General features: G+C 59.4%; 22 protein-coding genes and 1 other RNA gene. 10 read left to right on the top strand and 13 right to left on the bottom strand.

The features are described from left to right. Positions 1-16 precede the first annotated feature (16 nt). The 8 genes from ABIE63_RS10645 to ffs form a co-directional block, all read right to left on the bottom strand. A complete protein-coding gene (locus ABIE63_RS10645; protein ID WP_354504454.1) occupies positions 17-955 on the bottom strand; it encodes a prephenate/arogenate dehydrogenase family protein in 939 nt (312 codons plus the stop codon). Further along, a complete protein-coding gene (hisC, locus tag ABIE63_RS10640; RefSeq protein WP_354504453.1) occupies positions 952-2,037 on the bottom strand; it encodes a histidinol-phosphate transaminase in 1,086 nt (361 codons plus the stop codon). The genes ABIE63_RS10645 and hisC overlap by 4 nt, the downstream gene beginning before the upstream one ends. Next, positions 2,037-2,921 carry a chorismate mutase gene (locus ABIE63_RS10635; RefSeq protein WP_354504452.1) on the bottom strand — a complete coding sequence of 295 codons (885 nt, stop codon included), beginning with the start codon at positions 2,919-2,921 and terminating at the stop codon, positions 2,037-2,039. The genes hisC and ABIE63_RS10635 overlap by 1 nt, the downstream gene beginning before the upstream one ends. A 124-nt stretch (positions 2,922-3,045) precedes the next feature. After that, complete coding sequence (locus tag ABIE63_RS10630) at positions 3,046-4,467, bottom strand: DUF4139 domain-containing protein (RefSeq protein ID WP_354504451.1); 1,422 nt, start codon at positions 4,465-4,467, stop codon at positions 3,046-3,048. A gap of 91 nt (positions 4,468-4,558) precedes the next feature. Continuing rightward, positions 4,559-5,161, bottom strand: coding sequence for a recombination mediator RecR (recR, locus tag ABIE63_RS10625; protein WP_183416903.1), 603 nt, complete (start codon positions 5,159-5,161; stop codon positions 4,559-4,561). Positions 5,162-5,189: 28 nt separating this feature from the next. After that, positions 5,190-5,513 (bottom strand): YbaB/EbfC family nucleoid-associated protein, encoded by a 324-nt coding sequence (locus ABIE63_RS10620; protein ID WP_183416904.1) that lies wholly within the window; start codon positions 5,511-5,513, stop codon positions 5,190-5,192. Continuing rightward, positions 5,510-7,372, bottom strand: coding sequence for a DNA polymerase III subunit gamma/tau (locus tag ABIE63_RS10615; protein WP_354504450.1), 1,863 nt, complete (start codon positions 7,370-7,372; stop codon positions 5,510-5,512). Before ABIE63_RS10615 ends, ABIE63_RS10620 begins: the two co-directional genes overlap by 4 nt. A 62-nt stretch (positions 7,373-7,434) precedes the next feature. After that, positions 7,435-7,531: signal recognition particle sRNA small type (gene ffs / locus ABIE63_RS10610), an RNA gene on the bottom strand. Between the two features lie 112 nt (positions 7,532-7,643). Between ffs and nudC the strand changes: the two genes are divergently transcribed. Then, a complete protein-coding gene (nudC, locus tag ABIE63_RS10605; protein ID WP_354504449.1) occupies positions 7,644-8,570 on the top strand; it encodes an NAD(+) diphosphatase in 927 nt (308 codons plus the stop codon). Positions 8,571-8,598: 28 nt separating this feature from the next. Here the strand turns inward: nudC and ABIE63_RS10600 are convergent, their stop codons facing one another. Both ABIE63_RS10600 and ABIE63_RS10595 read right to left on the bottom strand, forming a co-directional pair. Then, a complete protein-coding gene (locus ABIE63_RS10600; RefSeq protein WP_354504448.1) occupies positions 8,599-9,459 on the bottom strand; it encodes a prephenate dehydratase in 861 nt (286 codons plus the stop codon). Positions 9,460-9,525: 66 nt separating this feature from the next. Beyond that, complete coding sequence (locus tag ABIE63_RS10595) at positions 9,526-10,287, bottom strand: 3-deoxy-manno-octulosonate cytidylyltransferase (RefSeq protein WP_183416954.1); 762 nt, start codon at positions 10,285-10,287, stop codon at positions 9,526-9,528. 233 nt (positions 10,288-10,520) lie between these two features. Between ABIE63_RS10595 and ABIE63_RS10590 the strand changes: the two genes are divergently transcribed. The 7 genes from ABIE63_RS10590 (at position 10,521) to ABIE63_RS10560 (ending at position 19,449) form a co-directional block, all read left to right on the top strand. Further along, a complete protein-coding gene (locus tag ABIE63_RS10590) occupies positions 10,521-11,570 on the top strand; it encodes a cytochrome c family protein (RefSeq protein WP_354504447.1) in 1,050 nt (349 codons plus the stop codon). Between the two features lie 203 nt (positions 11,571-11,773). After that, positions 11,774-12,586, top strand: a complete 813-nt coding sequence (locus ABIE63_RS10585) for an inositol monophosphatase family protein (protein ID WP_322091251.1) — start codon at positions 11,774-11,776, stop codon at positions 12,584-12,586. Positions 12,587-12,715: 129 nt separating this feature from the next. Continuing rightward, positions 12,716-14,602: an extracellular solute-binding protein gene (locus ABIE63_RS10580; protein ID WP_354504446.1), complete on the top strand. Its 1,887-nt coding sequence runs from the start codon at positions 12,716-12,718 to the stop codon at positions 14,600-14,602. Between the two features lie 10 nt (positions 14,603-14,612). Further along, complete coding sequence (yejB, locus tag ABIE63_RS10575; protein WP_354504445.1) at positions 14,613-15,722, top strand: microcin C ABC transporter permease YejB; 1,110 nt, start codon at positions 14,613-14,615, stop codon at positions 15,720-15,722. 5 nt (positions 15,723-15,727) lie between these two features. Beyond that, positions 15,728-16,849: an ABC transporter permease gene (locus tag ABIE63_RS10570; RefSeq protein ID WP_354504444.1), complete on the top strand. Its 1,122-nt coding sequence runs from the start codon at positions 15,728-15,730 to the stop codon at positions 16,847-16,849. Next, positions 16,849-18,486, top strand: a complete 1,638-nt coding sequence (locus ABIE63_RS10565; RefSeq protein ID WP_354504443.1) for an ABC transporter ATP-binding protein — start codon at positions 16,849-16,851, stop codon at positions 18,484-18,486. The genes ABIE63_RS10570 and ABIE63_RS10565 overlap by 1 nt, the downstream gene beginning before the upstream one ends. 33 nt (positions 18,487-18,519) lie before the next feature. Next, positions 18,520-19,449, top strand: a complete 930-nt coding sequence (locus tag ABIE63_RS10560) for a glyoxylate/hydroxypyruvate reductase A (protein WP_354504442.1) — start codon at positions 18,520-18,522, stop codon at positions 19,447-19,449. Between the two features lie 30 nt (positions 19,450-19,479). Here the strand turns inward: ABIE63_RS10560 and ABIE63_RS10555 are convergent, their stop codons facing one another. Next, on the bottom strand, positions 19,480-19,923 hold the full coding sequence (locus tag ABIE63_RS10555; protein WP_183416914.1) for a universal stress protein: 444 nt from the start codon (positions 19,921-19,923) through the stop codon (positions 19,480-19,482). A gap of 122 nt (positions 19,924-20,045) precedes the next feature. Beyond that, the gene (locus ABIE63_RS10550) at positions 20,046-21,434 is read right to left on the bottom strand and encodes a leucyl aminopeptidase family protein (RefSeq protein ID WP_354504440.1); all 1,389 of its coding nucleotides are present in this window, start codon (positions 21,432-21,434) and stop codon (positions 20,046-20,048) included. Between the two features lie 112 nt (positions 21,435-21,546). Here ABIE63_RS10550 and ABIE63_RS10545 point away from each other — a divergent pair, with 112 nt between their 5' ends. Beyond that, complete coding sequence (locus ABIE63_RS10545) at positions 21,547-22,194, top strand: glutathione S-transferase family protein (RefSeq protein ID WP_354504439.1); 648 nt, start codon at positions 21,547-21,549, stop codon at positions 22,192-22,194. A gap of 25 nt (positions 22,195-22,219) precedes the next feature. Here the strand turns inward: ABIE63_RS10545 and ABIE63_RS10540 are convergent, their stop codons facing one another. After that, entirely contained in the window at positions 22,220-23,362 is a 1,143-nt protein-coding gene (locus ABIE63_RS10540; protein ID WP_354504438.1) for a TAXI family TRAP transporter solute-binding subunit, read from the bottom strand. 203 nt (positions 23,363-23,565) lie between these two features. On the opposite strand from ABIE63_RS10540, the gene ABIE63_RS10535 reads away from it, so the two are divergent. Then, positions 23,566-25,089 carry an AMP-binding protein gene (locus tag ABIE63_RS10535; protein WP_354504437.1) on the top strand — a complete coding sequence of 508 codons (1,524 nt, stop codon included), beginning with the start codon at positions 23,566-23,568 and terminating at the stop codon, positions 25,087-25,089. Positions 25,090-25,126 lie beyond the last annotated feature (37 nt).

The following is a 25,126-nucleotide window of genomic DNA, read 5'->3' as shown; positions in this document are numbered from 1 at the left end:
ACCCGACCGACTGATCTCAGTCCTCGGACTCCTCTGGCGTCTTACGCTCGCGCGTGTCGAAAGTTCCGGCCTGTCCCAACTCAACGACGCCGCGTCGAATTTCGCGCGTCCGGGTAAAAAGAGTTTCCAATACATCACCTTCACCCCAGCGGATCGCCCGTTGCAACGCAGTCAGGTCCTCGGTAAAGCGCTGAAGAATTTCAAGCACCGCTTCACGATTATTGAGGAAGATATCGCGCCACATTATCGGATCCGAGGCGGCAATACGGGTAAAATCGCGAAAACCACTGGCCGAGTAGCGAATGACTTCCTGGCGGGTTGCTTCCTCAAGGTCCTGGGCCGTTGCGACAATCGTGTAAGCGATCAAGTGAGGCAGATGCGAGGTGATGCCCAGCACCTTGTCGTGGTGCGCGGCATCCATGATCTGTACGGTGGAGCCGCAAGCCTCCCACAAGGCCTGAACCTTCTTTACCGCCGCGTCATCAGTGCCCGGCGGTGGCGTCAGAATGCAGTAGCGATCCTCGAAAAGCTCGCCAAAGGCCGCGGCGGGCCCGGAATGCTCCGTGCCGGCGATTGGGTGGCCGGGCACAAAATGCACGCCTTCGGGAACGAAGGGGCCGAGATCACGGATCACCGCATTCTTGACCGATCCCACATCCGTGATGATCGCACCTTTCTTGAAGGCGCCCGAAATCGCCTCTCCCAAGGCGGCATAACTACCGACTGGCGTACAAAAGATGATCAGATCGCTGTCTCGCACCGCTTCGGCAGCATCGCCCGTGACGGTATCAGCAAGACCCAGCTTCTTGATCTGCTCGCGTGTCTCCTGACGGCGCGCAACACCGACGATCTCCCGCGCCAGGGACTTTTCGCGCAGATTGATCGCCAGCGAGCCGCCGATCAATCCGACGCCCAGCAAGCAGACCCGCCCAAATAAAGGCGTCGCAGAGGTCATGTCAAAAACTCCGCGATTGCATCACGGGTAATTTCCATCTCTTCCCGCGAACCAACCGTGACACGCACGCACGCTGGCAAACCATAGGACGCCATGCCGCGCAGGAGCACACCACGATTCTTGAGCGCTTCGATCGCCTCGCCCGCTGTCTTGCCAGACGTTTCCGGAAACTCGACCAGAAGAAAGTTCCCCTGGCTGGGATAAACGGTCAAACCCAAGGTCGTGAAGGCATCGGTCGACCATGCGCGCACCTCGTTGTTGCTGCGTCGCGACTCCTCGACGAACGCCTGGTCTTCAAGTGCCGCGATCCCAGCCGCCTGCGCAGCCTGCGACACATTGAAGGGACCCCGCACACGGTGCAATACGTCAGCAACGGCAGGCGGGCAGTAGGCCCAGCCGAGCCGCAAAGCCGCCAAACCATAGATCTTCGAGAAGGTCCGGGTCATCACAACGTTCTCGTGCCGCTCGACCAAGCGCGCGCCGCTCTCGTAAGCCTCTGCATCAACGTACTCTGCATAAGCGGCATCGATGACCAACAGGCATTCCGGCGGCAAGCCAGCTTGCAAACGCTCAATCTCGGCGGATTCCAAATAGCTGCCGGTCGGATTGTTAGGATTGGCCAGGAAGAGGATACGGGTTCGCGGCGTCACTGCCTCCAATAGGGCGTCAACATCCGCGCGTAAGTTCTTTTCCGGCGCCTGCACCGGACGGGCGCCCGCTGTCCGTGCCGCAATATCGTACATCAAGAACCCATGACGGCTGTAAAGCACTTCGTCGCCCTCGCCCGCATAAGCACGGACCAACAGCGCGATCAACTCATCGGAGCCCGCGCCACAAACGATTTGCGATTCATTGAAACCATGCACCTTTGCCAAGGTTCGGCGCAAAGCGACCGCGCCACCGTCCGGATAGCGATGCAATTCGTCGGCCAATCCAAGATAGGCCTCACGCGCCTTGGGGCTGCATCCCAAGGGATTTTCGTTCGATGCCAAGCGGATAATGCGATTCACGCCCGCCGCATTGGACTCTCCTCCAACATAGGCCTGTACTTCCAAAATTCCCGAACGTGGTGACGGCGCCATTACTTTTGCTTTCCTTTATCGGCAGGTTTCTTCTCAATTGCATTGGCCGTCAGCGGTACCGCCGCAGCCCCCAGAAACCAACACTGACCGATCCGGGCGTCCTCAAGTGCATTCAGGGCGTCAAATGCCTTATCCGCCTCGGTTACAAAACCCTCAACCTCTAGCAGGGACAGGGTGCTGCCGCCGCTTTCAAGATAGGAACGCAACGAAAGCACCTCGAGACCGGCCTTTTGCAACAAATCGCGAAGCCCGCTGCGCGAAATCTGCTCATGGGTTTCGACAACCAGGAAGCTCGTATCCTCGCCACTGGCTTCCGGCTTAACACGTGAAATAGCAAGGGCTTCGACCTTGTCTTCACCGCCGGCCATGCTGCCAAACGGCAGACGGGCGATGATCTTGGGCACATCGCTTCCGCTGCGTGCCAAGGCTTGCCACCAGGAATCCTGCTCTTCGAGTTGAGGAAAGGGGAGAACGCCAATCACATGCGGACTTTCGGAAACGTGCTGAAGCACCTGCGCCGCCGAGCCACAGGGGATAAGCCCCGCCAAAGTTCCGTAATGGTCGCGGGTGATGGAGCGCAAAATGGGCCCGACATCACCACAAAAATAGGCCACGTCGAAGTGGCCCTGAATCAAGCTGCTCGAAGAAATGATCTCTCGCCAGATTCGAAGCATGCCGCGCAACGGGAAAGAGCCGCTGTGACGTTCGACGATACGGCGGAGCACCTGTGCCTCACGGCCAGGCCGCGTTACCGGCCCCTTACCCTTGTGCCCAGCAATTCGTTCCACGATTGAAGCACGCTCCATCAGCAGTTTCTGCAGACGTGCATCCACATCGTCGACCTGCTGCCGAAGGTCATCCAAGCTATCTTTTTCGTCCGCCATTCCTAGACTGCCTCTTGATCGCCAAGCCGCGAGGCGAATTGATAGTCTCTGATACAAGCAAAATCAAAGGGGCATTATGCGAAAAACCGCCGCTCCGCCCCCAGACTCGACTTTTCGACTAAGATCAGTAACTGACGAGCACCCGGTACACCAGAACAGATTCACCCTTTGGCGGGACCTGCAGGTTCCAAAGCAGGCGCGTCGCGGAAACGGCTTCATGAGCCTGGGTCTCTTTCAAAACGCGCGTGTTCGGCGGGTAATCGCCAACCAACTCGACCTGAACCGCTTCGTTCTTGGCATTCTTCACCGTGACGGTTTGTTCGGTTTCGAAGGAGCGGTTCGACACCTGCTTGTAGTCGTTCGTTACAGCTTCGGCCGTGATATCGAAGGCTGCCCCCAGCGTCAGGGTAGCCTCGCCGTTCTCAGCCAGATGATCCTGGCGGGATTCCCCCAACAGCAAGGCGCCGCCTTCAGGCGATTCTCCGTAGACACGCCAGACACCGGCAGGAAGTGGGCGACCAAGCCCCTCCGATCTCTCGTTTTTCAACAGCATATCGACTGAAGCGTTGACCGGCCCCAACTTATCTCCCTGCGTTGTTTGCGCGCGCAGCAAGTTCTCAATGCGATAACGCTTGGTGACGGCAACCGAGTTCGCCTCTAGGAAGACGACTTGTTTTACCGTTCCGGCCGGAAGGCTGACACGGGATGGCAGCACGTAACGGTGATATTCGCCCGCAGTTTCCTGCTGCGGCATGGCGGCGCGCATGCCAGCACTCGCATCGCCTGACATCATCTCGAACTGTGCTTTGACAGGCATTGCCGGCTGCGGCCGCACACGGGAAATGTCACCCGCCACCAGGCTCACATGGGCATGCTCATAGCTTTCATCGGTATCATTCCGGAGCGTTGCCTTGGCGACAATGGCAAGGTGTTCCTCGTTGTTGTCCAATTTGGCGACGTAGTCGGCAGTCCATGAGAAACCCTGCGCAAGGTAACCAATCACCGCATCCCCTGCCCCGGCATTCTGTGTATCGAGCCGCACCTCCAAAAGGTCGTTGGCATCCAGGGCGTCCGGAACGCCCGGGAAAAGCACCCTATCGGCCGCTACGATGCGGACTTCCTCACCGATGCGCACCAGCGCGCCACCATCAACCGACAGCAACTCTCCCTCGACAATTCGAATGTCGCTATCGTCCCCTTCGGCTGCGATCTCGACCCGTACGTTCTCGCCCACCGAAGCGCGCAGCAGCGCTGCGGGCGTCAAATTGGCCGGGCGGAAGCTTTGCTCCTGCACGTGAAAACCCTTTCCCTCGACGAAAAGGCTTTCCGGGATCAGATTTTTACTGATTCCCTCGATCTCAAGGATTGTCTCGCCTTGTTGCAGCGTTACCGCACGCGCATCGGCGAAGAACGCTAGATTGCTGGTGTAGATCGTCACCGATAGATCTCTTTGGGACGATGGCAGCCGCAACGGCTCGGCCTGGCCTGATCCGACGCTAGCCAACAGAATTAGGGCGGCTGCAACGCAAGCTCGCGAATTGACCATGATCTGCACCCCTTACTTCATAGAAAGAAAAACCGCTATGCGCAGACTCGATTGTAACCGAACCTAGGCTAAGAACATGGCAGGATAAAGATCAAGAAGAGGCGGCTGGACTGCGCGCGCGCATAGCCGCGGTAAGCGTACCGTCATCCAGATAGTCGAGCTGTCCGCCGACCGGGACGCCATGTGCAAGCCGCGACAGCCTGACATCGCAACCAGCCAGCCTTTCGGCCAGATAATGGGCCGTGGTTTGGCCATCGACCGTAGCGCCCAGGGCAAAGATCACCTCGACCACCTTCGTGTCGGAGGCACGCTCGACAAGGCTTGCAACACGGAGTTCCTCGGGGCCGCGGCCATCAAGCGCCGACAGGGTCCCGCCCAAGACATGGTAGCGCCCCTTGAAAGCGCCGCTACGTTCAAGCGCCCAGAGATCCGCTACTTCTTCCACGACACAGATGAGACTGTCGTCTCGAACAGGATCGACACAAAGGCTGCAGGGGTCTTGGGAATCGAGGTTGCCGCAACGACCGCAGGACACAACCCGCTCCGCGGTCTGCTGCAACGCCGCGGCCAGTGGCACCAACAGCTGCTCGCGCCGCTCCAACAGCGCCAGCGCCGCCCGGCGCGCGGATCGAGGGCCTAGTCCCGGCAAGCGGGCCAAAAGCTGTATCAGCCTCTCGATTTCACCAGCGCTCACAGCGGTACGAAGCTCCTTCGCCTGAGGCTCAAAACGGTAATTTAAGGCCGGGAGGAAGCTGCATACCGCCGGTAATTTCCTGCATCTGTTCTTGCACGTAGGCTTCGACTTTCGCCTTCGCGTCGTTTGCTGCGGCGACGATCAGGTCCTCCAGAACTTCCACGTCATTCGGATCAACCAATGATGGCTCAATGGAGAGATTCCGTAACTCGCCCTTCCCATTCATCGTCACCTGCACCAAGCCACCCCCAGCAACGCCCGTGACTTCCGCGGCCGCCAATTGCTCCTGCATCTCCGCCATCTTGGCCTGCATTTGCTGGGCCTGCTTCATCATCTGCCCAAGATTCTTCATTCCAGATCCTCCCCATCGCCCAGGAAAGCTTCCAGAGCTTCCGGGTCCACTTCCAAATCGTCATCCAACCCTAAATTCGACAGGGCCTCCTCGACAGCCTCCGTTTCGAGGGAGGCGCCCGTGATCGCGATCAACTTCGCGCCGGGGAACAATTCCTGGACGCTGCGCACCAGGGGTTCCGCCAGAACCTGACGACGTTCGGCCGCCTCGGCATCGGCGCGTTGCTCAGACAGAGTTGCCTCTCCGGCGGCGCCGGAGACCGTAACCACCCAGCGCATTTGCGTCCACTCGGTCAAAAAGCGCGATAGGCGTCCGGCCAAATCACGCGGCGCACGCTCACTTGGGCGGATTTCTATACGACCGGGCTCGAAGGCGACAAGATTTACCTCATTGACCAATAGAGCCGCCAATCGTGGCTCCTTCATCCGGCTACAAAGAGCTGCAACCGCCTCGAAATCCTTGGGAATTTCCGCCTGAGGCGCTGGCGCTGTAACAGGCTCGGGGGCATCTTCGCTTTGCGGCTCGCTTTCTGAACTGGTCTGCGGCGCCTCCTGCGGTTGCGGCAAGCCGGCGCCACCGCCACCGCTACTGACCAACCGGGCGCGGGGGGCATCGCTGCCACCCTCGGGCCTGCCTTTCGTGTTGCCTGGAGTGCCGCCTGAAGCGTCCTTCTGACCCATCAAGCGCTTTACCAGGTCGCCCGGTGGCGGCAGGTCGCTGATATGGGCCAGGCGGATCAATACCATCTCGGCGGCGCTAAGCGGCGCCGGAGCGAACTGGGTTTCCTGCAAGCCCTTCAGCAGAATCTGCCAAGCGCGCGACAGAACCGGCATCGAAAGCGCTTCAGCCATGGCCCGTCCCCGAACGCGCTCTGCCTCCGGCAATCCGGCTTCCGCCGCGTTCTGCGGAATAAGCTTTGCCCGGGTCAGCCAGTGAGTCAGCTCAAGAAGGTCTTGCAAAACCACAGCAGGATCAGCGCCCTTGGCATGTAGATCGCCCATCACCGCCAAAGCTTCTTGAATGCGGCCGCCCATCAGGTGATCCAGCAAATCGAATATCTGGGAGCGATCGGCTAACCCCAGCATCTCCCGCACCAGTTCGCTCTCCACCTTTCCGCCGCCCAGCGCGATGGCTTGATCGAGCAGCGATAGCCCATCTCGGACCGAGCCGTCAGCGGCGCGAGCGATCATGGCAATCGCCAAGTCATCGGCTGACACCTTCTCGCGCGCCAGCAGGCTTTGGAAATGCGTGACCAGCTCCACTTGATCGACGCGGCGTAGATCAAAGCGTTGGCATCGCGAGAGAACGGTGACGGGAACCTTGCGAATTTCCGTCGTGGCAAAGACGAAAACCACGTGCTCAGGCGGCTCTTCAAGGGTCTTCAACAGCGCGTTGAACGCGCTGGTTGAGAGCATATGCACCTCGTCGATGATATAGACCTTGTAACGCGCGGAAACCGGACGGTACCGCACACCGTCGAGCAGTTCGCGCATATCGTCGACGCCGGTGCGGCTGGCCGCGTCCATCTCTATCACATCAACGTCGCGGTCCTCGGCTATGGCCTTACAATGATCGCAAACGCCGCAAGGCGCCGCCGTGGCCTGCCCGCTACCGTCCGGACCAATGCAATTGAGGGCTTTGGCCAGAATCCGCGCGGTGGTGGTCTTGCCGACACCACGCACACCGGTCAATACGAAAGCATGCGCCAAACGCCCGCCGTTGATGGCGTTGGTCAAGGTGCGCACCAACGCCCCCTGGCCGATCAGCTCGGAGAAATTACTGGGCCGATACTTGCGTGCCAGGACTCGATAAGGCGCCTGGGGCGCGGTGTCGGTCCTGTCGGCGGTTTCATCGGTCATAGATGCTTGGGGCTGTTGCGGGAATTACGACCTCGCCGTCACGGTCTCATGACCGCAATGGGGTGGGAGGCTGGACAGACGACCCGAGCCGAACTCGTTACGGCTGCTTCCTTCCGGACCTGACCGGGTTGGCGAGGGACTCGTCCGCCGCCAGCCACCCAAGCCCACTATAGCCACAGAAAGGGCGCTTGGGGCAAGGGTAAAGCGGCGCAAAAATCCTGTGTCATCGGTTCCCGTTGCCAGACTCTGAGGAAAGGGGCAGTTTAGCGTCATGACACGGACTAATTTCTATAGCGGCGGAGGCTTGGATCGCGCAGAACTTCTGCGCCGCGATCCGGCATGGATAACCCTGGCGATTCGGACCGGACGCCTGCGGTTGGTACCGGTGTGGCGCAACCACAACCTCATTTCAAATCCGGAAGCGCCGCGGCCCCTGTTTCTGGATAGTCTGGATCAGATGGAACGCTTGCTGGCGAGCGGTCATGAGCCTTTCCTCCTGGGACATCGCGAAGAAGTAACCTTCGCCGCGCTCGATCTCAGTCAGTACGACAATCCGAGCGATGTCACCGTCATTGAAGCCCTGGGTGAAGCCAACTTCGAGGATCTGCGGCGGGTCGGACCGCTGCTCGATCGTTGGGAGGGGTCGCTGCTGGCCTATGCGCGCGGCCTGTGCTGGTGGCACCAGCGGCATGGGTACTGCGGGGTTTGTGGCTCGCCCACACGATCGGAGAATGCCGGGCATCAGCGGCGCTGCACCAATGAGGGGTGCGGCGCGCTGCATTTCCCGCGCACCGATCCCGCCGTCATCATGTTGGTGCACGACGGCGAGCGCTGCGTCCTGGGCCGCCAACAAGCTTGGCCGAGCGGCATGCACTCGACATTGGCTGGGTTCGTCGAGCCAGGCGAAAGCCTGGAGGAGGCCGTCGCCCGAGAGGTGTTCGAGGAAGTCGGCTTGGCGGTAAGCGATGTGGTCTACCACTCGTCCCAGCCCTGGCCTTTTCCCTCCTCCATCATGTTGGGATTTTTTGCCCGTACGAACGAACACACCCTGAAAATCGATCCCAACGAGTTGGAGAGCGCCGCTTGGTTTACACGGGATGAACTCTTGAACGCCCCGGAAGACGACACACTGCGTCTGCCAAGGCGGGATTCCATAGCCCGGCACCTAGTGACAAGCTGGCTGAACGACGACTTTTGAACCCACCAAGCGCCGTCGCCTACGCTGTTCAGAATCCCCCGGTGCCGTTTTCCTGTCTGCGAAATGGGCTGGCCGGATAAACACCGAGAATCTTCACTTCTCGAGAGAAGAAGCTGAGTTCTTCCAGGGCCAGCCTCACAGAACGATTATCAGGGTGACCTTCGATATCGGCATAAAACTGCGCGACATTGAAGGATCCATCCAGGATGTAGCTCTCCAACTTGGTCAGGTTGACGCCGTTGGTCGCAAAGCCGCCCAACGCCTTGTAAAGCGCCGCCGGAACCGAACGCACGCGGAATACGAAACTCGTTACGACCGGACCCGTCTCGGGCTCGGGATGGATCGGATCGCGGGCCATGATTATGAAGCGCGTTGTATTGTGCGCCTCGTCCTCGATGTTGCTGGCCAGCGATTTCAGGCCGTAAATCTCGCCCGCCAGCTTGGATGCGATGGCGGCTTCGTTGGGAGACTTCTTCTCCGCGAGTTCGGCAGCGGAACCGGCGGTGTCGGCATGAACGATCGCCTTCCAGCCTCGCTCCTTGATCATACGCCGGCACTGCGACAGGGCATGCACATGGCTACGTACGATTTTCACATCCTCCAGCGTCACACCCTCCGGCGCCAGGAGTTGATGTTCGACCTTATGGAAATGTTCGCCGATGATATGCAGGCCTGAGCTTGGCAACAAATGATGGATGTCGGCCACACGCCCGGCACTGGAGTTGTCGATTGGGATCATAGCGAATTGGGCGTTGTCCGAGACCACCGCGCCAAAGGTATCCTCGAAAGACGAGCAAGGCAGTGTTTCGTAGGCCGGGAAAACCGTCCGGCAGGCCATGTCGGAGTAAGCACCCGGGACGCCTTGAAAGGCTATTTTTTTCTGCGCCATCTGCTGGTCTCGCAATTTGCTGATGATAAAGGTCTGGTCACGCTTAAAAGTCCCGGTTCTCGCGCTTCAAGTGCGGGCCGAAAGCATCTGCCGGGCGCGCTCCAAGTCGGCCGGAGTATCGACACCCAGTGGTATGGTGTCAACGCAGGCGACGCCAAGCCGCATGCCAGCTTCCAGAGCCCGTAATTGCTCCAGCTTCTCGCGCTTTTCAAGTGGTGATGGCGGCAAAGACACAAAACGATCCAAGGCCTGGCGCCGGTAAGCGTAGATACCGATGTGGTGATAGAGCGGAAGAGCGGTATTGCCTTGGTCCCAAGGTATCGGCGCTCGACTGAAATAGAGCGCCTTCGCCTGACGCCCTGGACCTTCGAAAAGACAGGCGATCTTGACCACGTTCGGGTTGGTGCGCTCGGCTTCTTCTTTGATTTCCGCGCAAAGGGTCGCGATATCCACGCTGGTATCGCTCAGCGGGACCAGGACAGTGCGTAATGCCGCCGAATCCAAAGTCGGAAGGTCGCCTTGGAGATTGACCACGACATTGTGCCTGCGCTCGGGGTCGCAACGTTCCAGGGCCTGATGGATTCGGTCGGACCCGCTGGGCAAATCCGGATCCGTCATAATTGCACGGCCGCCCGCCGCTTCCACCGCCTCCAGGATTTCCCGATCGCCTGCCGCCACGACAACCGGTCCGACATCCGCCTCTTGAGCGCGCCGCAAAACCTGCACGATCATTGGCACCCCTGCAATCTGGGCAAGCGGCTTGCCGGGCAGGCGGCTTGCCGCCATGCGGGCCGGAATTACAACGATCGGGTTTTGGGCCTCGGCCATGATATCCTCGTCTTTTGGGTTGAAGCGCCACCTTCTATGCTGGCGCTGCGACTCTCTGCCGCGTAAAAAGCCTTCGAACCGAACGCAAACTGTATCTGGCTTTACCGCGTGCGAAAGGTTAATGAGGGAGGCGGAAAGCTAAAAGTGCTTTTCGCTGTCCATGCTGTTGATTGCCGGGCGCGTGCGCACTAAAGTCCCGCGCCAACCATACTTGTACATCCAGGGGAAGCGTGATGTCCCTCGAACTGAATAAAATTGCTGCAGCCGTTTTAACGGGAGGCGTAATCGCCATGGCGTCGGGCTTCGCCGCCCATCTCCTCGTGCCTGAGCACGAACTGGAGGAAAGCGTCTACCACGTTGCCGGTTTGGAATCAGCAACCGATGCAACGGTGGATGAGGGTCCGACCGTCGATCCGGTCCTGGCTCTGCTCGCCGACGCCAATGTCGAAGACGGCCAGGGTGTCGCCAAGAAATGCACCGCATGTCATACCTTTGAGGAAGGGGGCGCAAACAAGGTCGGCCCCAATCTCTATGGCATCGTGGGAGCCAAGGTCGGACACAGGGACGACTTTTCCTATTCCGATGGACTGCTCGGCTCCGCGAGCGAAACCTGGACTTATGAGGCCCTTAGCGCTTTCCTGGCCAATCCGAAGGATTACGCCCCCGGCACCAAAATGAGCTTTGCCGGAATCAGCAAGCCGGCCGACCGGGCAGCTCTCATCGCCTATCTGCGCAGCTTGAGCGCGTCGCCCCTGCCGTTGCCGAGCCCGGAGGAAAGCAATGCCTCCGACGCGCCAGCCGAGGGTGCCGCCAGCACTGTAGCCGAGGCCGCAAGCGATGCCGCCAGTGCCGTCGCAGAGGCTGCGGGTAGCGCGGTAGGCGCTGTCACGGATGCCGCCGAAGCCGTGGCGGGTGCTGCGGCCGTGACTGCCCTGATGATCACCGGTGATGCCGAGAACGGGCAGAAGGTCGCGCGCAAGTGCGCCGCTTGTCATTCATTTGACGAGGGCGGACCCAACAAGGTCGGGCCGAATCTTTACGGCGTGGTCGGCGCAGACATCGCGAACCACGAGGGCTATCGCTACTCTGACGCGCTGGCCGCCAAGGAAGGTGCTTGGGATTTCGGCAGTCTCGATAGCTACCTCAAGAGCCCCAAGGAATTTGCACCCGGCACGAAGATGACATTCGCCGGGATCAGCAATGACCAGGACCGCGCCGATTTGATCCTTTATCTGCGGTCTCTGTCGGCCTCCCCGGCCCCCTTGCCGGAGAAGGATTCCTAATAGAGGACACGCGCCTCGGACCTGTCACAAGGACTATGGCTCGAGGAGCCACGTGCCGTTGAAGAATGAAGAAATTGGGGCCGAATCGAATCGGCCCCAATTTTTTTGCCGCCCCCCGCAAGCCTTGCTTGCTCTTGGTTCGCCCGAGGCCTTGTGGGAATATGCCGTTCCGCTTCCGTCCCCTATCATCCAGGAGTTTGCGCGTGCCCCAGGTCTTTCAGGATACAGACTTCTTGAACCGCTGTTTGAGTATCGCCGCCGAAGCCGCCGATGCGGCAGCAGCGGTGACGCGAGGGTACTTCCGGCGGGAAATCGATGTGATCAGCAAGAACGACGAGTCACCGGTCACCCGCGCGGACCGGGAAGCTGAGTTGGCGGCGCGTGCGGTTTTCGAAAAACACTTCCCAAAGCACGGAATCATCGGCGAGGAGCAAGGCGTCAGCCGCGGCGATGCGGAGTTTATCTGGGTAATCGACCCGATTGACGGCACCAAGCAGTTTGTCACCGGCAATATTGGTTACGGGTCGCTTTTCGCGCTCACCTGGAATGGCGAGCCTTTGCTGGGATTGATCGACATGCCCATGAAGCATGAGCGATGGGCAGCGGCGCGCGGGCTGGGAACACTTTTTACCGATTACAGAGGCACGCACAAAAGTCATGTTCGCGCCTGCCCTACCCTGTCCGACGCCATGCTGACGGCAACGGCGCCGGAGATGTTCAAGGGACCGAAAATTCCTGCCTTCCAACGTCTCAGCGAGGCGGTTCGCTTCACCACCTGGGGCAACGATTGTTACGGTTTCGGATTGCTTGCCAGCGGTTTCGTGGACCTTGTGGTGGAGTCGAGCCTGGGCGTGTACGACTACATGGCCTTGGTTCCGGTGATCGAGGAGGCCGGTGGTATCATGACCGACTGGCAAGGCGCGCCTTTGACCCTGCAATCGGACGGCAGCGTGATTGCAGCGGGAGACCGCAGGTGCCTGGAGGCAACTCTTTCCCTCCTTGCCGAGTCGCTTTAGGCTGCATTCGGTTCAGGCAGGGTCTTGACCTGTCGCGAAAAGGCCATCACATCGTTGGCTGACCGGTGTCCGACCAGAACCTCATCGAGGTTCAACGAGAAACCCTAACGGGAGGCAAAGTCGCTGGAGATGTCGCCAACGCGCAGGTTCCTGTTTCCAGTCCTGGCAATCGCAGCAGCCCTGTTGTGGCCCTCGAGCGATGTCACCGCGCAGCAATCCGAATCAGGTCCGGCCGTTCACAAATCGAATGCCATCGCGATGCATGGCGAACCCAAGTACGGGCCCGACTTTAAGCACTTCGATTACGTGAATCCGGAAGCACCCAAAGGCGGCAGCTTGCGGCTCGCGGATGTTGGCGCTTTCGACTCCTTCAACAACTTCATTATCAAGGGCGAGGCGGCGGCCGGCATCGGGAGAATCTATGATTCTCTGATGGAATCCAGCGCCGACGAGGCCTTTACGGAGTACTGCCTGCTTTGTGAGAGCGTCGAATGGCCGGATGATCGCTCGTGGGTGGCCTTCACGCTGCGTGACGATGCCTACTGGCATGACGGCAAGCCGATCACCGTCGAGGACGTTATATTTTCTCTCGATCTCTTGCGGACCCAGGGCCATCCCTTCTACCGCTTCTACTACGGGAGCGTGGCCTCGACGGAAATTACCGGGCCGCGAACGGTCCGCTTCACCTTCAGCGAGACCGGAAACCGGGAGTTGCCGCTCATCATCGGGCAGTTGTCCATCTTGCCGAAGCATTACTGGGAGACCCGGGATTTTTCGACGACGACCCTGGAACCTCCCCTGGGCAGCGGTCCTTACAAAGTCGAAAGTTTCGAGCCTGGGCGGTTCGTCACCTACAAACGGGTCGAGAACTATTGGGCGCGCGATCTGCCGGTACAAAAGGGCCGTAACAACTGGGACGAAATTCGCTACGACTATTACCGCGACGACACCATCGTGCGCGAAGCGCTCAAGGGCGGCGACATCGATCTGCGCGTCGAGAATCAAGCCAAGGCGTGGGCCGTCGATTACGATGTTCAAGCGGTGCGAGACGGCAAGGTGATTCTGGCGGAAATTCCAAACGAACGGCCGACCGGCATGCAGTCGTTTGCCATGAACACCCGCCGCGCGCCTTTCGACAATCGTCTCGTTCGACGGGCTTTGGCCTTTGCGTTCGACTTCGAATGGACGAACCGCAACCTGTTTTTCAGCCAGTACACCCGCACAGAAAGCTATTTTTCCAATTCGGAACTGGCATCCCGTGGATTGCCGACAGGCGCGGAACTGGAAATCCTGGAATCCTATCGCGACAGCTTGCCGCCGGAAGTCTTCACCGAGACCTACAGCGTTCCTTCGACCGACGGCAGTGGTTGGCCGCGCGACAACCTCCGGCAAGCCTTCGCTTTACTCGAGGAAGCCGGGTGGGTTGTTCGTGACATGAAGATGGTGAACGCAGAGACCGGCAAGCAGATGGGCTTCGAGATTTTGCTATCCTCGCCGGCCTTCGAACGCATCGTCCTTCCCTACATTCGGAACCTACGGCGCCTCGGCATCGACGCACGGGTCCGGCTTGTCGATTCCTCGCAGTACGTCAACCGCATCCGCAGCTTTGAGTTCGACATGATTGTCGGAAGTTGGGGTCAATCGGATTCCCCCGGCAACGAGCAGCGCAATTTCTGGGGGTGCCAGGCTGCCGAGTCACCGGGCAGCCGCAATCTGACCGGTGTTTGCGACCCGGTCGTCGATAGCCTGATCGAGCAACTGATCGCCGCGCCGGACCGCGAAAGCCTCGTGGCCACGACGCGTGCGTTGGATCGTGTCCTTCTATGGGGTCATTACGTGGTCCCAAATTGGCACATCCGCATCGACCGCATCGCTTATTGGGATATCTTCGGACAACCCGAGATCGTACCTAAGAATGGCGCGCAGATAGATTCCTGGTGGATCGACAGAGCCAAAGCGGACAAGCTCAGCCGACGCCGTCAGACCGCCGACAGCAACAGCAAAGCGACGGAGTAAGGTAAGACCCATGCTGGCCTATATCATCCGCCGCCTCTTTCTGATCATCCCGACGCTCTTCGGAATCATGGTGATCAACTTCGCCGTCATCCAGGCAGCCCCCGGCGGTCCGGTCGAACAGCTGATTTCCCAGATTACCGGCGAGGGCACCGCCATCGTCGAGCGCGTATCTCGGGGTGGCGGCGGAGAGGTTGCCGGCGGCGGCGGCAGCAGCACGACAGCCGCTGGGCAGCAGGGTACCTATCGCGGCGCGCAAGGTCTCGACCCGGCCTTTATCGTCGAGTTGGAGCGCATGTTCGGCTTCGACAAACCGCCGCTAGAGCGTTTCTTCCTGATGATGCGGAACTATATCGTTTTCGATTTCGGCAAGAGTTTCTTCCGCGACCGGGACGTCGTCGAACTCGTCATAGACAAGCTACCGGTCTCTATTTCTCTCGGACTCTGGTCGACGATCCTGATCTATCTGGTTTCCATTCCGCTTGGAATATCCAAAGCGGTCCGCGATGGCAGCCGCTTCGATATCTGGACCAGCGGTGTGGTCATCGTTGGCTATGCGATACCGTCTTTCCTCTTCGCGATTCTGCTGATCGTGGTGTTCGCCGGCGGCAGTTATCTCGATTGGTTCCCGCTGCGCGGTTTGACGTCAGACAACTTCGACCAACTCTCGTGGCCGCAAAAGATCGTGGACTATTTCTGGCATCTCGCACTGCCGATAACGGCCATGGTGGTCGGCGGCTTCGCCGGATTGACGATGCTTACCAAGAATTCGTTCCTCGATCAGATCGGACAGCAGTATGTGATTACCGCCCGGGCCAAGGGGCTGACGGAAAGACGCGTGCTTTACGGCCATGTCTTCCGTAACGCCATGTTGATCGTCATTGCCGGTTTTCCCGGCGCATTCATATCGGTGATCTTCACGGGCGCCCTATTGATCGAGGTTATTTTCTCGCTCGACGGCTTAGGCCTCTTGGGCTTTGAAGCAGCTTTCCAGCGCGACTATCCGGTCATATTCGGCACGTTGTTTTTCTTCTCCCTATTGGGGTTGCTGCTCAACTTGGTGGGCGACCTGATGTACACCATCATCGATCCAAGAATCGACTTCGAAAGCCGGGAGGTCTGAACATCATGACCCGCCCGAACACCGTAAAGCAGGATCGTTTTCTTGGCGTGTCCATCTCACCGATTACGCGACGGCGGCTGCACAATTTCCGCGCCAACGGCCGAGGATTCTGGTCGCTTTGGATTTTCCTGGCGCTGTTCTTCATCTCCCTTTTTGCGGAAGTCGTGGCAAACGATGAACCGATCCTCGTCTACTACGACGGCGGCATTTATCTGCCGGTGCTCAAGGATTATCCGGAGACGACCTTCGGCGGCGAGTTCCTCACCCGAACCGACTACGGCGACCCTTATGTGCGCGCGTTGATCTCGGACAAGGGTTTCATGATCGAGCCGATCATTCCCTATGACCACCGCACCGTCGCGTGGGACCTGCCGACGCCCGCACCCTCGGCCCCTGACGGAGAACACTGGCTAGGCACGGATGATCAAGCCCGCGACGTTGTCGCGAGGCTGATTCACGGCTTTCGCATTTCCGTTATCTTCGGTCTGGCCCTGACGCTGATCTCGTCGGTCGTCGGCGTAGCCGCGGGCGCCGTACAAGGCTACTTCGGCGGTTGGACAGATCTGATCTTCCAGCGGTTCATTGAAATCTGGTCCGGTCTGCCGATTCTTTACCTGCTGATCATCCTGGCCAGTTTGATCGAGCCCAACTTCTGGCTCCTGCTGGGACTGATGCTGCTGTTCTCCTGGATGGGTCTCGTTGGTGTCGTGCGCGCGGAGTTTCTGAAGGTCCGCAATCTGGATTATGTGCGCGCGGCGCGCGCGCTTGGCGTGACCGACCGGGTGATTATGTTCCGGCACGTCCTGCCGAATGCCATGGTCGCAACGCTTACCTTCATGCCCTTTATCCTTTCAGGCTCGATCACGACGTTGACGGCACTCGATTTTCTGGGGATCGGCTTGCCGCCGGGGTCGGCCTCACTGGGCGAACTTCTGGCGCAGGGAAAGGCCAATCTCCAGGCGCCGTGGTTGGGCCTGACCGGTTTCTTCACCATCGCCATCATGCTGAGCTTGCTGGTTTTCATCGGCGAGGCCGTGCGTGACGCCTTCGACCCGCGCAAGCTGTTCGCCGGGGAGCCACCGCCGCCCGAGACCGCAACCAGCGCCACCATCGAGGAACCCGCCTGATGAGCGAGAAAAGTCCCCTTCTTGAGATCAGGAACCTCTCGGTCGATTTTCGGCTGCCGGGGCGCACCGTGCAAGCTGTCCGGCGCCTTAGCTACAGCCTGGACAAAGGCGAGACCGTTGCGCTGGTCGGCGAAAGCGGGTCGGGTAAGTCCGTATCCGCGCTCTCTATCTTGCAACTGCTGCCCTACCCTGTCGCCAGCCACCCGGCAGGAAGTTCAATCCTGTTCCAGGGCGAGGAACTGGTTGGCGCCTCTACGAAGTCATTACGCTCGGTTCGGGGCAACAAGATCTCCATGATCTTTCAGGAGCCGATGACCTCGCTAAACCCGTTGCATAGCGTCGAGAAGCAGATCGGCGAAACGCTGTTGCTGCACAAGGGTCTAGGTCGCGAAGCCGCGCGCAAACGCACCCTGGAGCTTCTCAAGCTTGTGGGGATTCCAGATCCGGCGCGCCGCCTGGCGGCCTACCCGCACGAACTTTCCGGCGGGCAACGCCAGCGCGTGATGATCGCCATGGCGCTTGCCAACGAACCCGACTTGCTGATCGCCGACGAACCGACCACGGCGTTGGACGTCACCATCCAGGCTCAGATACTCAAGCTGCTGAAGGAACTGCAGCAGGAGATGGGTATGGCCATGCTGCTGATCACCCATGACCTCAACATCGTCCGCAAGGTGGCCGATCGTGTCCTCGTCATGACCGATGGAGAGGCCGTGGAACAGGGCCCGGCCCAGGAAATCTTCGAGAACCCGCAGCATCCCTATACACAACGGCTGTTGGCGGCAGAGCCGAAAGGCACACCCCTTGAGACCTCCCAGGAAGCAAAGCTCCTTCTGGAAGCCGAAGACATCAAGGTTCACTTCCCCATCCGCAAAGGGCTGTTGAAGCGCGCGGTGGACCACGTGAAGGCGGTCGACGGCATAACCCTCGCCCTGCGCCAGGGGCAAACGCTTGGTATCGTGGGCGAAAGCGGCTCGGGAAAGACAACGCTTGGGATGGCGGTGTTGCGCTTGATCTCCAGCAAGGGCGGCATACGTTTTGAAGGGCGGGATTTGCAGCCGCTCTCAAGCGGCGATCTCCGCCCGTTGCGCAGTCAGATGCAGGTCGTTTTCCAGGACCCTTATGGTTCCCTATCCCCGCGCCTGTCGATTGCCCAGATCATTGGCGAGGGCTTGCAGGTGCATGCCGCCAATCTGTCCCACAGCGAGCGCGACTCTCTGATCGTCGAGGCGCTCGAGGAGGTTGGTCTCGACCCTGAAAGCCGCCATCGCTACCCCCACGAATTTTCCGGCGGCCAGCGCCAGCGCGTGGCCATTGCCCGCGCCATCGTTCTGAAACCGCGCCTCATCGTTTTGGACGAACCGACCTCGGCACTCGATATGTCTGTGCAGGCCCAAATCGTTGACCTGCTCCGCGACCTGCAGGATCGCCACGGTCTGGCATACCTGTTCATCAGCCATGATCTTCGGGTTGTGCGCGCCTTGGCGCATGACGTCATGGTGATGAAGGACGGCATCGTCGTGGAGCAAGGACCGTCCGCCTCAATCTTCGACGCGCCGCAAGAGGCTTATACCAAAGCCCTTATGCGCGCCGCCTTCGAGTTGGAGGCAACCGAAGACGGCGTCGTTCGAACTTAGTCCCACCAAAAGACGAAGGATTATTGCTGCACCATGGCGTTACTCTTCAAGACCGATATTGACCGGGGGACGGCCTGGGCGCAGGCCTTCGCCAAGCACGCGCCCGAGCTTGAACTGCGCCAATGGCCTGAGATCGGGAATCCCGATGATATCGAATATGTGCTGGTTTGGGCGCCACCGGAGGGTGTGCTCAGCCGCCTGCCCAACCTCAAGGCTATTTTTTCTGTCGGCGCTGGAATTGACCACTTGATGGCGGCTGGAGAATTGCCCGAGGGCATCCCCATTGTTCGCATGGTCGAACCAGGATTGACCGCCGGAATGACCGAGTTCGTCGTCATGGCGAGCTTGATGTTGCACCGCTTCATGCTGGAGTACCGATCGCAGCAAACGGCCCACCATTGGGAGGAAATAAACCAGATTCCCACCGGGCAGCGCCGGGTCGGAATTTTGGGCCTGGGTACCCTGGGTCAGGAATCGGCGCGCGTTCTATCGACTTTCGGCTTTCCGGTCGCCGGGTGGAGCCGCACCCGGAAGGAGATTCCCGGCGTCGACTCCTTCGCCGGAGAGACCGAGTTGAAGGCCTTCTTGAGCCGTAGCGACCTGCTTGTTTGCCTGTTACCCCTGACACCGGAGACCGAAAGCATTCTGAACCGCGAAACCCTGGCCCAGCTTCCAAAGGGTGCGCTGTTGGTGTCTGTCGGACGTGGGCGTCAGGTCGATGAAGATGCGCTGCTAGAGGCCCTGGACAGCGGCCAGATCGGCGGCGCTGTGCTCGATGTTTTCAGGCAGGAGCCGCTGCCGGCCGAAAGTCCCTTTTGGGATCATCCGAAGGTCATTCTAACCCCGCATGTTGCCTCCATGACAAACCCGGAAACCGCCGTACTGGCGGTGCTCGACAATATCGCACGTATCAAGAAAGGCGATGCGCCAAGTCACACCGTCGACCTAAAGCGGGGGTACTAAACCCGATTGATGGTATCGGTGGGAAGCCCTCTAGCGAACCGTAACGACGGTACACTTTGAAAGCGACGCGACCTTGTGCGAAACACTGCCGAGCAAGGCGCTTTCGATATCACCGAGGCCACGGCTTCCCAACACGATGGTATCGATGTCATGGCGATCGGCGTACTTGACGATGGTGCGCGCGGGCGGGCCTTCCTTAACCACCGTCTTTATGTTGGAAACGCCGTCATGGTCGGCTGCCTCCAACGCGCCCTCGATTACCTGTTCGGTATAGTCGTCAAGCACGTACTGAGGCTCACCGGAGAGATGTTCCATCTCCATATAGCGGCGAATCTCGGTGCTGAGCTTGATCTGCTTGGTGACCGCCAAGATCGTTAGCTTCGCATTGAACTGCGCCGCCAGCTCGGCCGCGGCCTTAGCCGCTCTCAGGGAATGGTCGGACCCATCTACCGCGCACAGGATATTCTTGAACATTTGCCACCCCCAAAAGGCTTCAAGCAGTCAAAGAGAGTAACAGTCTCTTCTGCCTTGGCAAGACCACCAGACCGACCCATTCTTTCCAAAGAATGCTGTAAAGGGGTCGATTCAGGGTCTTTCTACGCGCTGACCAGCTTTTCAATGCACCTCGCCGCCGCGCGCAACCCCATCGCCTCTGCGCCTTGAGGACGCCCCGGTCGCGCTCGACTGTTCCAGGCCATCAAATCGACATGCGCCCAGGGGATTCCCTCCTCCACGAAGCACTCCAGGAACAGGCCGGCAATGATGGCGCCCGCATAGGGTTCGCTTGAGATGTTGTTCAGATCAGCGACCTTGCCGTCGAGCTGCGACCGGTAAGCGCGATGCAACGGCAAGCGCCACAAGGGATCGCCTTCCGCCTCGGATGCCTCCAGAATCGCGCTGGCAAGTTTGTCGTCGTTGCTGAACAACGCAGGCAATTCCGGACCCAATGCGACACGGGCGGCACCGGTCAAGGTTGCGAAATCAAAAATCGCATCGGGTTTATCCCGGCAAGCCTCTGCCAGGGCATCGGCCAACACGATCCGCCCCTCCGCATCGGTATTGCCGACCTCAATCGTCAGGCCCTTGCGCGTTCCGATCACATCAAGCGGCCTGTAGGAGGTGCCGGAAACCGAATTCTCGACCGCGGGTATCAGCACGCGCAAACGCAAAGGCAAGCCTTGCGCCATGATGAAACTGGCAAGGCCCAGGGCATGGGCAGCCCCACCCATGTCCTTCTTCATCAACAGCATGCCGCTGGAAGGCTTCAGATCAAGTCCTCCGCTGTCGAAACAAACGCCCTTGCCAACCAGTGTGATAAGCGGACCGGTGCTGCCCCAGGTAAGATCGATCAAGCGCGGGGCCCGCGCACTGCCCTTGCCCACCGCGTGGATGGCCGGATAGCCTCTAGCCAGCAAATCCTCACCCTCGATAACGGCGACGGTGGCCTCGTGTTTCACAGCAAGGTCCTGCGCAGCCGCTGCAAGTTCTGCGGGTCCCATGTCATTGGCCGGCGTGTTGATCAGATCCCGGGTCAGGAAGATGCCTTCCAACAACGCCTCGACCCTTGCGCGCCTGGCATTGGTCGGCCAGACCAACTGCGCAGGCTTGGCCTCGTCTTTGGGTTTGCCTGAGCGATAACGGTCGAACCGATAGGAAGCCAAGCCCCAACCTAGGCTGGCGCGGTCGGCTTCAGCTTCATCCATATTCCCCTGCAGACGATAAAGTCCGGCCGGAAGCTTGGCCGCAAGAGCTGCGTAGCTCCATAAGAGATCGTTCAAATTCTGGCCGTAGACCACACAAGCTACCGTTCCCCGCTCGCCGGGGACGAGAGCCAGTTGCCCGGCGGCGGCATCAAACCCCGTTGCCTGCAACCAAGTTCGCACGCCCGGAGGCTGGGTCCCCAGCCATTCGTCAAACTGCGCCTTGTAAAGGCAAAAGACAGGAACCGCCTCGGCTCCGCCATCTGCGCTCAGATTGCCAACCATATATCGCTCCAGGAACTCGGATTATAAAATGCCTTGATTGCAGCCCGAAGGGGCGCTCACATTTTGTCAGGTTCCCCGTGCAAGGCAATCGCAATAAGACGGAACGAGGACTATGGCGAACTGGTGCTTGATAATTGGCAATAGAAACTACTCTTCTTGGTCACTACGCGCCTGGCTGGCGCTGGAGGCGACCGGTGTCGACTTCGAGGAAGTCGTGATTCCCCTGGATCGCCCGGATACCGCCGAGAAGCTGCGGCAATGGTCGCCATCTCTTCGCGTGCCGGTTTTACAGCATGGCGACCTGACAATCTGGGATTCGCTGGCGATCAGCGAATACCTGGCGGACACCTTTCCGGAGGCCAAGCTTTGGCCGCAGGACGCCGAAGCCCGCGCTATTGCCCGCTGCCTTGCTGCGGAAATGCACAGCGGCTTTGCCGACTTGCGGGAGGAACTGCCGATGGATATGCGGGCACGCAGAGAGCGCCCCGCCATGCGAGCGGCGACCAAACGGGATATCGCGCGAATTGTGGAGCTGTGGGAAGGCGCACGTGCCCAATACGCGTCCCGAGGGCCTTTCCTGATGGGTGAATTCAGTATCGCAGATGCCTTTCATGCACCACTTGTAAGCCGTTTTCTGACCTACGACATAGACCTGCCGAAAGCCAGCGAAGCCTACTGCGATACAATCACAGACTATCCGCCCTTTGCCGAGTGGTACCGTTTGGCCAAGCAAGAGAAATGGGTCATCGCCGAGCCTTGAGAACAGCGCCCTGCCGCAAGCGCTGTTAGCCCTCAGGCTTTTCCTTTGGAATCACGCCTGCCGGTTTGGGTTCGCCGTCTTGCGATCCGCTTTCTTGCGGCGGCAGTACTTTCGGCAGGTTTTCCATCAGCGCATCGTCGAGAACGCCAATCTCGCGATAGTAACGTTCGGCGCCTGCATGCAAAGGAACCGACAACCCGGCAAGCGCCGTTTCGATCCGAATCAGGGCACCTTTCGGATGCCCGCCGCCTAGCAGCCTTTTGGTGTTCTCATGCCAGAGCGCTTTCGTGAGTTGATAAACGAGATCATCGCTTACGTCTGAACTGACCAGCCACTGGGCGCCGACACTGATGGTTTCCACCGCGCCGACATTCGGATAGGTTCCCGGCGAAATGAAATCCTGTGAAAAGAAGGGATAGGCCTTCAACAGTTTTTCAGCAGGCTCGCCGGTAATCGGCACCAATCCGATTCTAGAGGTCGCCGCAAGCTGCGTCACCGCTTCGGCGGGCGTGCCGGCAACCAGGAAGAAACCGTCGATTTCGCCCAAGGCAAGACGATCCGCTGCAACCCCCGGCGGCAGAGCCAGGGCCTCCATGTCGCTTTCCTTCAAACCGTAGGCCTCCAACACCAGCAAGGTGTCAACTCTGGTTCCCGAACCTTCCCGGTCCAGGGATATCCGTTTACCTTTTAGCTGGCTCGGCGTGAAGACGGCCGCGCTTTCGCTGACCACAAGATGTAGGGACTCCGGATAAAGGTTGGCGATTGCCCGCAGCTTGGCGGCCGGACCTGACTCGGCGAACTCCTGCTGGGCGTTGTAGGCCCAATAGGCGACATCTGATTGCGAGAATCCCGACTCGATCTCGCCTTTTTGAATCGCCTTGACGTTAGCGACAGAGCCGTTCGTCGACTGCGCCACGGCAATCAAACCGCTGACGCCACAGCTTCCGCCCTCGCCACAAGTGCGACTGCCCGGAGGATTGGACATGGCCGCGGCAATAAGACCACCGATAGGGAAGTAAGTACCGCTAGTCGAACCCGTGCCAATCCTGAAGAATTCAATATCCTGGGCCTTGCCCGAAGAAACCGCGCCTATGATAAGCAATAGCGACAGAGAAAGCGCGCGCGTGGCTGAGATAGAGCGATTTCCGGGGCGTAACACAGGAGACATGCTGGCCGTCCAATGATCTGCGGCTAAGCGGCGCGAAAAATCAAGCTTGCGCGCGAAGCCAAGGAAAAACTATTCGAACGAAGAAAGGCTGTTACATACGATAACGCCCTTGCCGCCCTATAGCAGCAAAATCCTTCAGGAATTAGCCTTTAACCTTTAACTACGTGCAGAATTCACATGAACTTCTCACCCGGAGCCTGGACATGAACCTTGCTAACCTTCTTATCCGCAGCGCCCAACGCAGGCCGAATTCCGCTGCAATCAAGGTCGGCTCCACGATCTTCGCTGATTATCGTGATCTTGCGTCTCGGACACGCAGGATCGCAGCGTCGATGGTTCAGCAATTCGGCTTGCAGCGCGGCGACCGCGTCGCCATCGCAATGAAGAATACCCCCACCTATCTTGAAGTTCTCTACGGCGCATGGATTGCCGGTTTGGCCGCCGTGCCAATGAACGCCAAACTCCATCGTAACGAGTTTCGCTACATGCTGGAGCACAGCGGCGCAAAGCTTTGCTTCGCAACGAAGGACTTGGCGAGCGACCTGTCCACACTATCCAGCGAGCTGCCGAACCTACGAGAGGTTATCGACGTTGATAGCGCCGACTACAGCCGCCTCCTGGAAAACGAACCTCTCGATTGCGTCCCGGTTGAAGCCAACGAAATGGCTTGGCTATTCTATACCAGCGGCACGACGGGACGCCCCAAGGGCGCAATCCTTACCCATCAAAACCTCCTCGCCATGACTTTGTGCTACTTCGCCGACGTTGATGCGGCGACAAGCGAGGACCATTGGTTGCAGGCAGCGCCGATGTCCCACGGTTCCGGCCTCTACAACATACCGATCGTCGCCGCAGGCGGTTGCCAGGTCATCCCGGAAAGTGGCCAGTTCGACCCCGAGGAAATTTTCAAGCTGCTACCCCAAACGCCGAACCTTTGCTTTTTTGCGGCGCCCACGATGGTAAAGCGCTTGGAACAGGCCGCCGCCAATTGGGATGTAGACAGCCGCAACCTCAAGACCGTCGTTTACGGCGGCGGGCCGATGTACGTCGCCGACCTGAAGGCGGCCATGGCCCGCTTCGGCCCCGCCTTTGTGCAGATTTACGGCCAAGGCGAGAGTCCGATGACGATCACGGCGCTGGGACGCGGTGATCACCTCGATACCAACAATCCACGTTACGAAAAGCGTTTGGCTTCCGTCGGGCAGGCGCAAAGTGCGGTTGAAGTCAGAATTGCCGATGAGGAGGGCAATCCTCTCCCCAAGGATGAAGTCGGCGAAGTTCTAGCCCGCGGACCTTCCGTCATGCCGGGCTACTGGCAGAACCCGGAAGCAAGCCTCATGACTTTGCGGGACGGCTGGCTGCATACAGGTGATGTCGGTGCCCTGGACGACGAGGGATACCTGACACTCATGGACCGTTCGAAGGACGTGATCATATCCGGGGGCAGCAACATCTATCCGCGTGAAGTGGAAGAGGTCCTCCTCCGGCACCCCGCCGTCCTCGAATGCTCCGTCGTCGGCATGCCACATGCCGAATGGGGCGAGGAAGTCGTGGCCTTCGTCGTAGCCCGCCCGGATGCAGCGGTAAACGAAACTGGCTTGGACGCGTTGTGTCTGGCCGAAATAGCGCGCTTCAAGCGACCGAAGAAGTACAGATTCGTGGAAGGTTTGCCGAAGAACAACTACGGCAAAGTTCTAAAAACCGAGCTGCGCAAAATGATCGAGTGAGCCGCCCCCCCCAACAACGGTCGCGGCTCACCCGGCT

The sequence above is a fragment of the Limibacillus sp. MBR-115 genome (assembly GCF_040549425.1).
GTDB lineage: Bacteria > Pseudomonadota > Alphaproteobacteria > Kiloniellales > CECT-8803 > Limibacillus > Limibacillus halophilus.
The sequence above is the reverse complement of the archived record's forward strand: the minus strand, read 5'-3'. Positions and strand labels throughout refer to the sequence as shown.

Bases quoted from the DNA above. Each gene is read 5' to 3' on its own strand.
- ABIE63_RS10615 (WP_354504450.1), bottom strand. From the start codon at position 7,372: ATGACCGATGAAACCGCCGACAGGACCGACACCGCGCCCCAGGCGCCT.
- ABIE63_RS10545 (WP_354504439.1), top strand. From the start codon at position 21,547: ATGGCGAACTGGTGCTTGATAATTGGCAATAGAAACTACTCTTCTTGG.
- ABIE63_RS10645 (WP_354504454.1), bottom strand. From the start codon at position 955: ATGACCTCTGCGACGCCTTTATTTGGGCGGGTCTGCTTGCTGGGCGTC.
- ABIE63_RS10550 (WP_354504440.1), bottom strand. From the start codon at position 21,434: ATGGTTGGCAATCTGAGCGCAGATGGCGGAGCCGAGGCGGTTCCTGTC.
- yejB (WP_354504445.1), top strand. From the start codon at position 14,613: ATGCTGGCCTATATCATCCGCCGCCTCTTTCTGATCATCCCGACGCTC.
- ABIE63_RS10570 (WP_354504444.1), top strand. From the start codon at position 15,728: ATGACCCGCCCGAACACCGTAAAGCAGGATCGTTTTCTTGGCGTGTCC.
- ABIE63_RS10580 (WP_354504446.1), top strand. From the start codon at position 12,716: ATGTCGCCAACGCGCAGGTTCCTGTTTCCAGTCCTGGCAATCGCAGCA.
- hisC (WP_354504453.1), bottom strand. From the start codon at position 2,037: ATGGCGCCGTCACCACGTTCGGGAATTTTGGAAGTACAGGCCTATGTT.
- ABIE63_RS10535 (WP_354504437.1), top strand. From the start codon at position 23,566: ATGAACCTTGCTAACCTTCTTATCCGCAGCGCCCAACGCAGGCCGAAT.
- ABIE63_RS10565 (WP_354504443.1), top strand. From the start codon at position 16,849: ATGAGCGAGAAAAGTCCCCTTCTTGAGATCAGGAACCTCTCGGTCGAT.
- ABIE63_RS10590 (WP_354504447.1), top strand. From the start codon at position 10,521: ATGTCCCTCGAACTGAATAAAATTGCTGCAGCCGTTTTAACGGGAGGC.
- ABIE63_RS10620 (WP_183416904.1), bottom strand. From the start codon at position 5,513: ATGAAGAATCTTGGGCAGATGATGAAGCAGGCCCAGCAAATGCAGGCC.
- ABIE63_RS10540 (WP_354504438.1), bottom strand. From the start codon at position 23,362: ATGTCTCCTGTGTTACGCCCCGGAAATCGCTCTATCTCAGCCACGCGC.
- ABIE63_RS10635 (WP_354504452.1), bottom strand. From the start codon at position 2,921: ATGGCGGACGAAAAAGATAGCTTGGATGACCTTCGGCAGCAGGTCGAC.
- ABIE63_RS10560 (WP_354504442.1), top strand. From the start codon at position 18,520: ATGGCGTTACTCTTCAAGACCGATATTGACCGGGGGACGGCCTGGGCG.
- ABIE63_RS10555 (WP_183416914.1), bottom strand. From the start codon at position 19,923: ATGTTCAAGAATATCCTGTGCGCGGTAGATGGGTCCGACCATTCCCTG.
- ABIE63_RS10600 (WP_354504448.1), bottom strand. From the start codon at position 9,459: ATGGCGCAGAAAAAAATAGCCTTTCAAGGCGTCCCGGGTGCTTACTCC.
- nudC (WP_354504449.1), top strand. From the start codon at position 7,644: ATGACACGGACTAATTTCTATAGCGGCGGAGGCTTGGATCGCGCAGAA.
- ABIE63_RS10630 (WP_354504451.1), bottom strand. From the start codon at position 4,467: ATGGTCAATTCGCGAGCTTGCGTTGCAGCCGCCCTAATTCTGTTGGCT.
- ABIE63_RS10595 (WP_183416954.1), bottom strand. From the start codon at position 10,287: ATGGCCGAGGCCCAAAACCCGATCGTTGTAATTCCGGCCCGCATGGCG.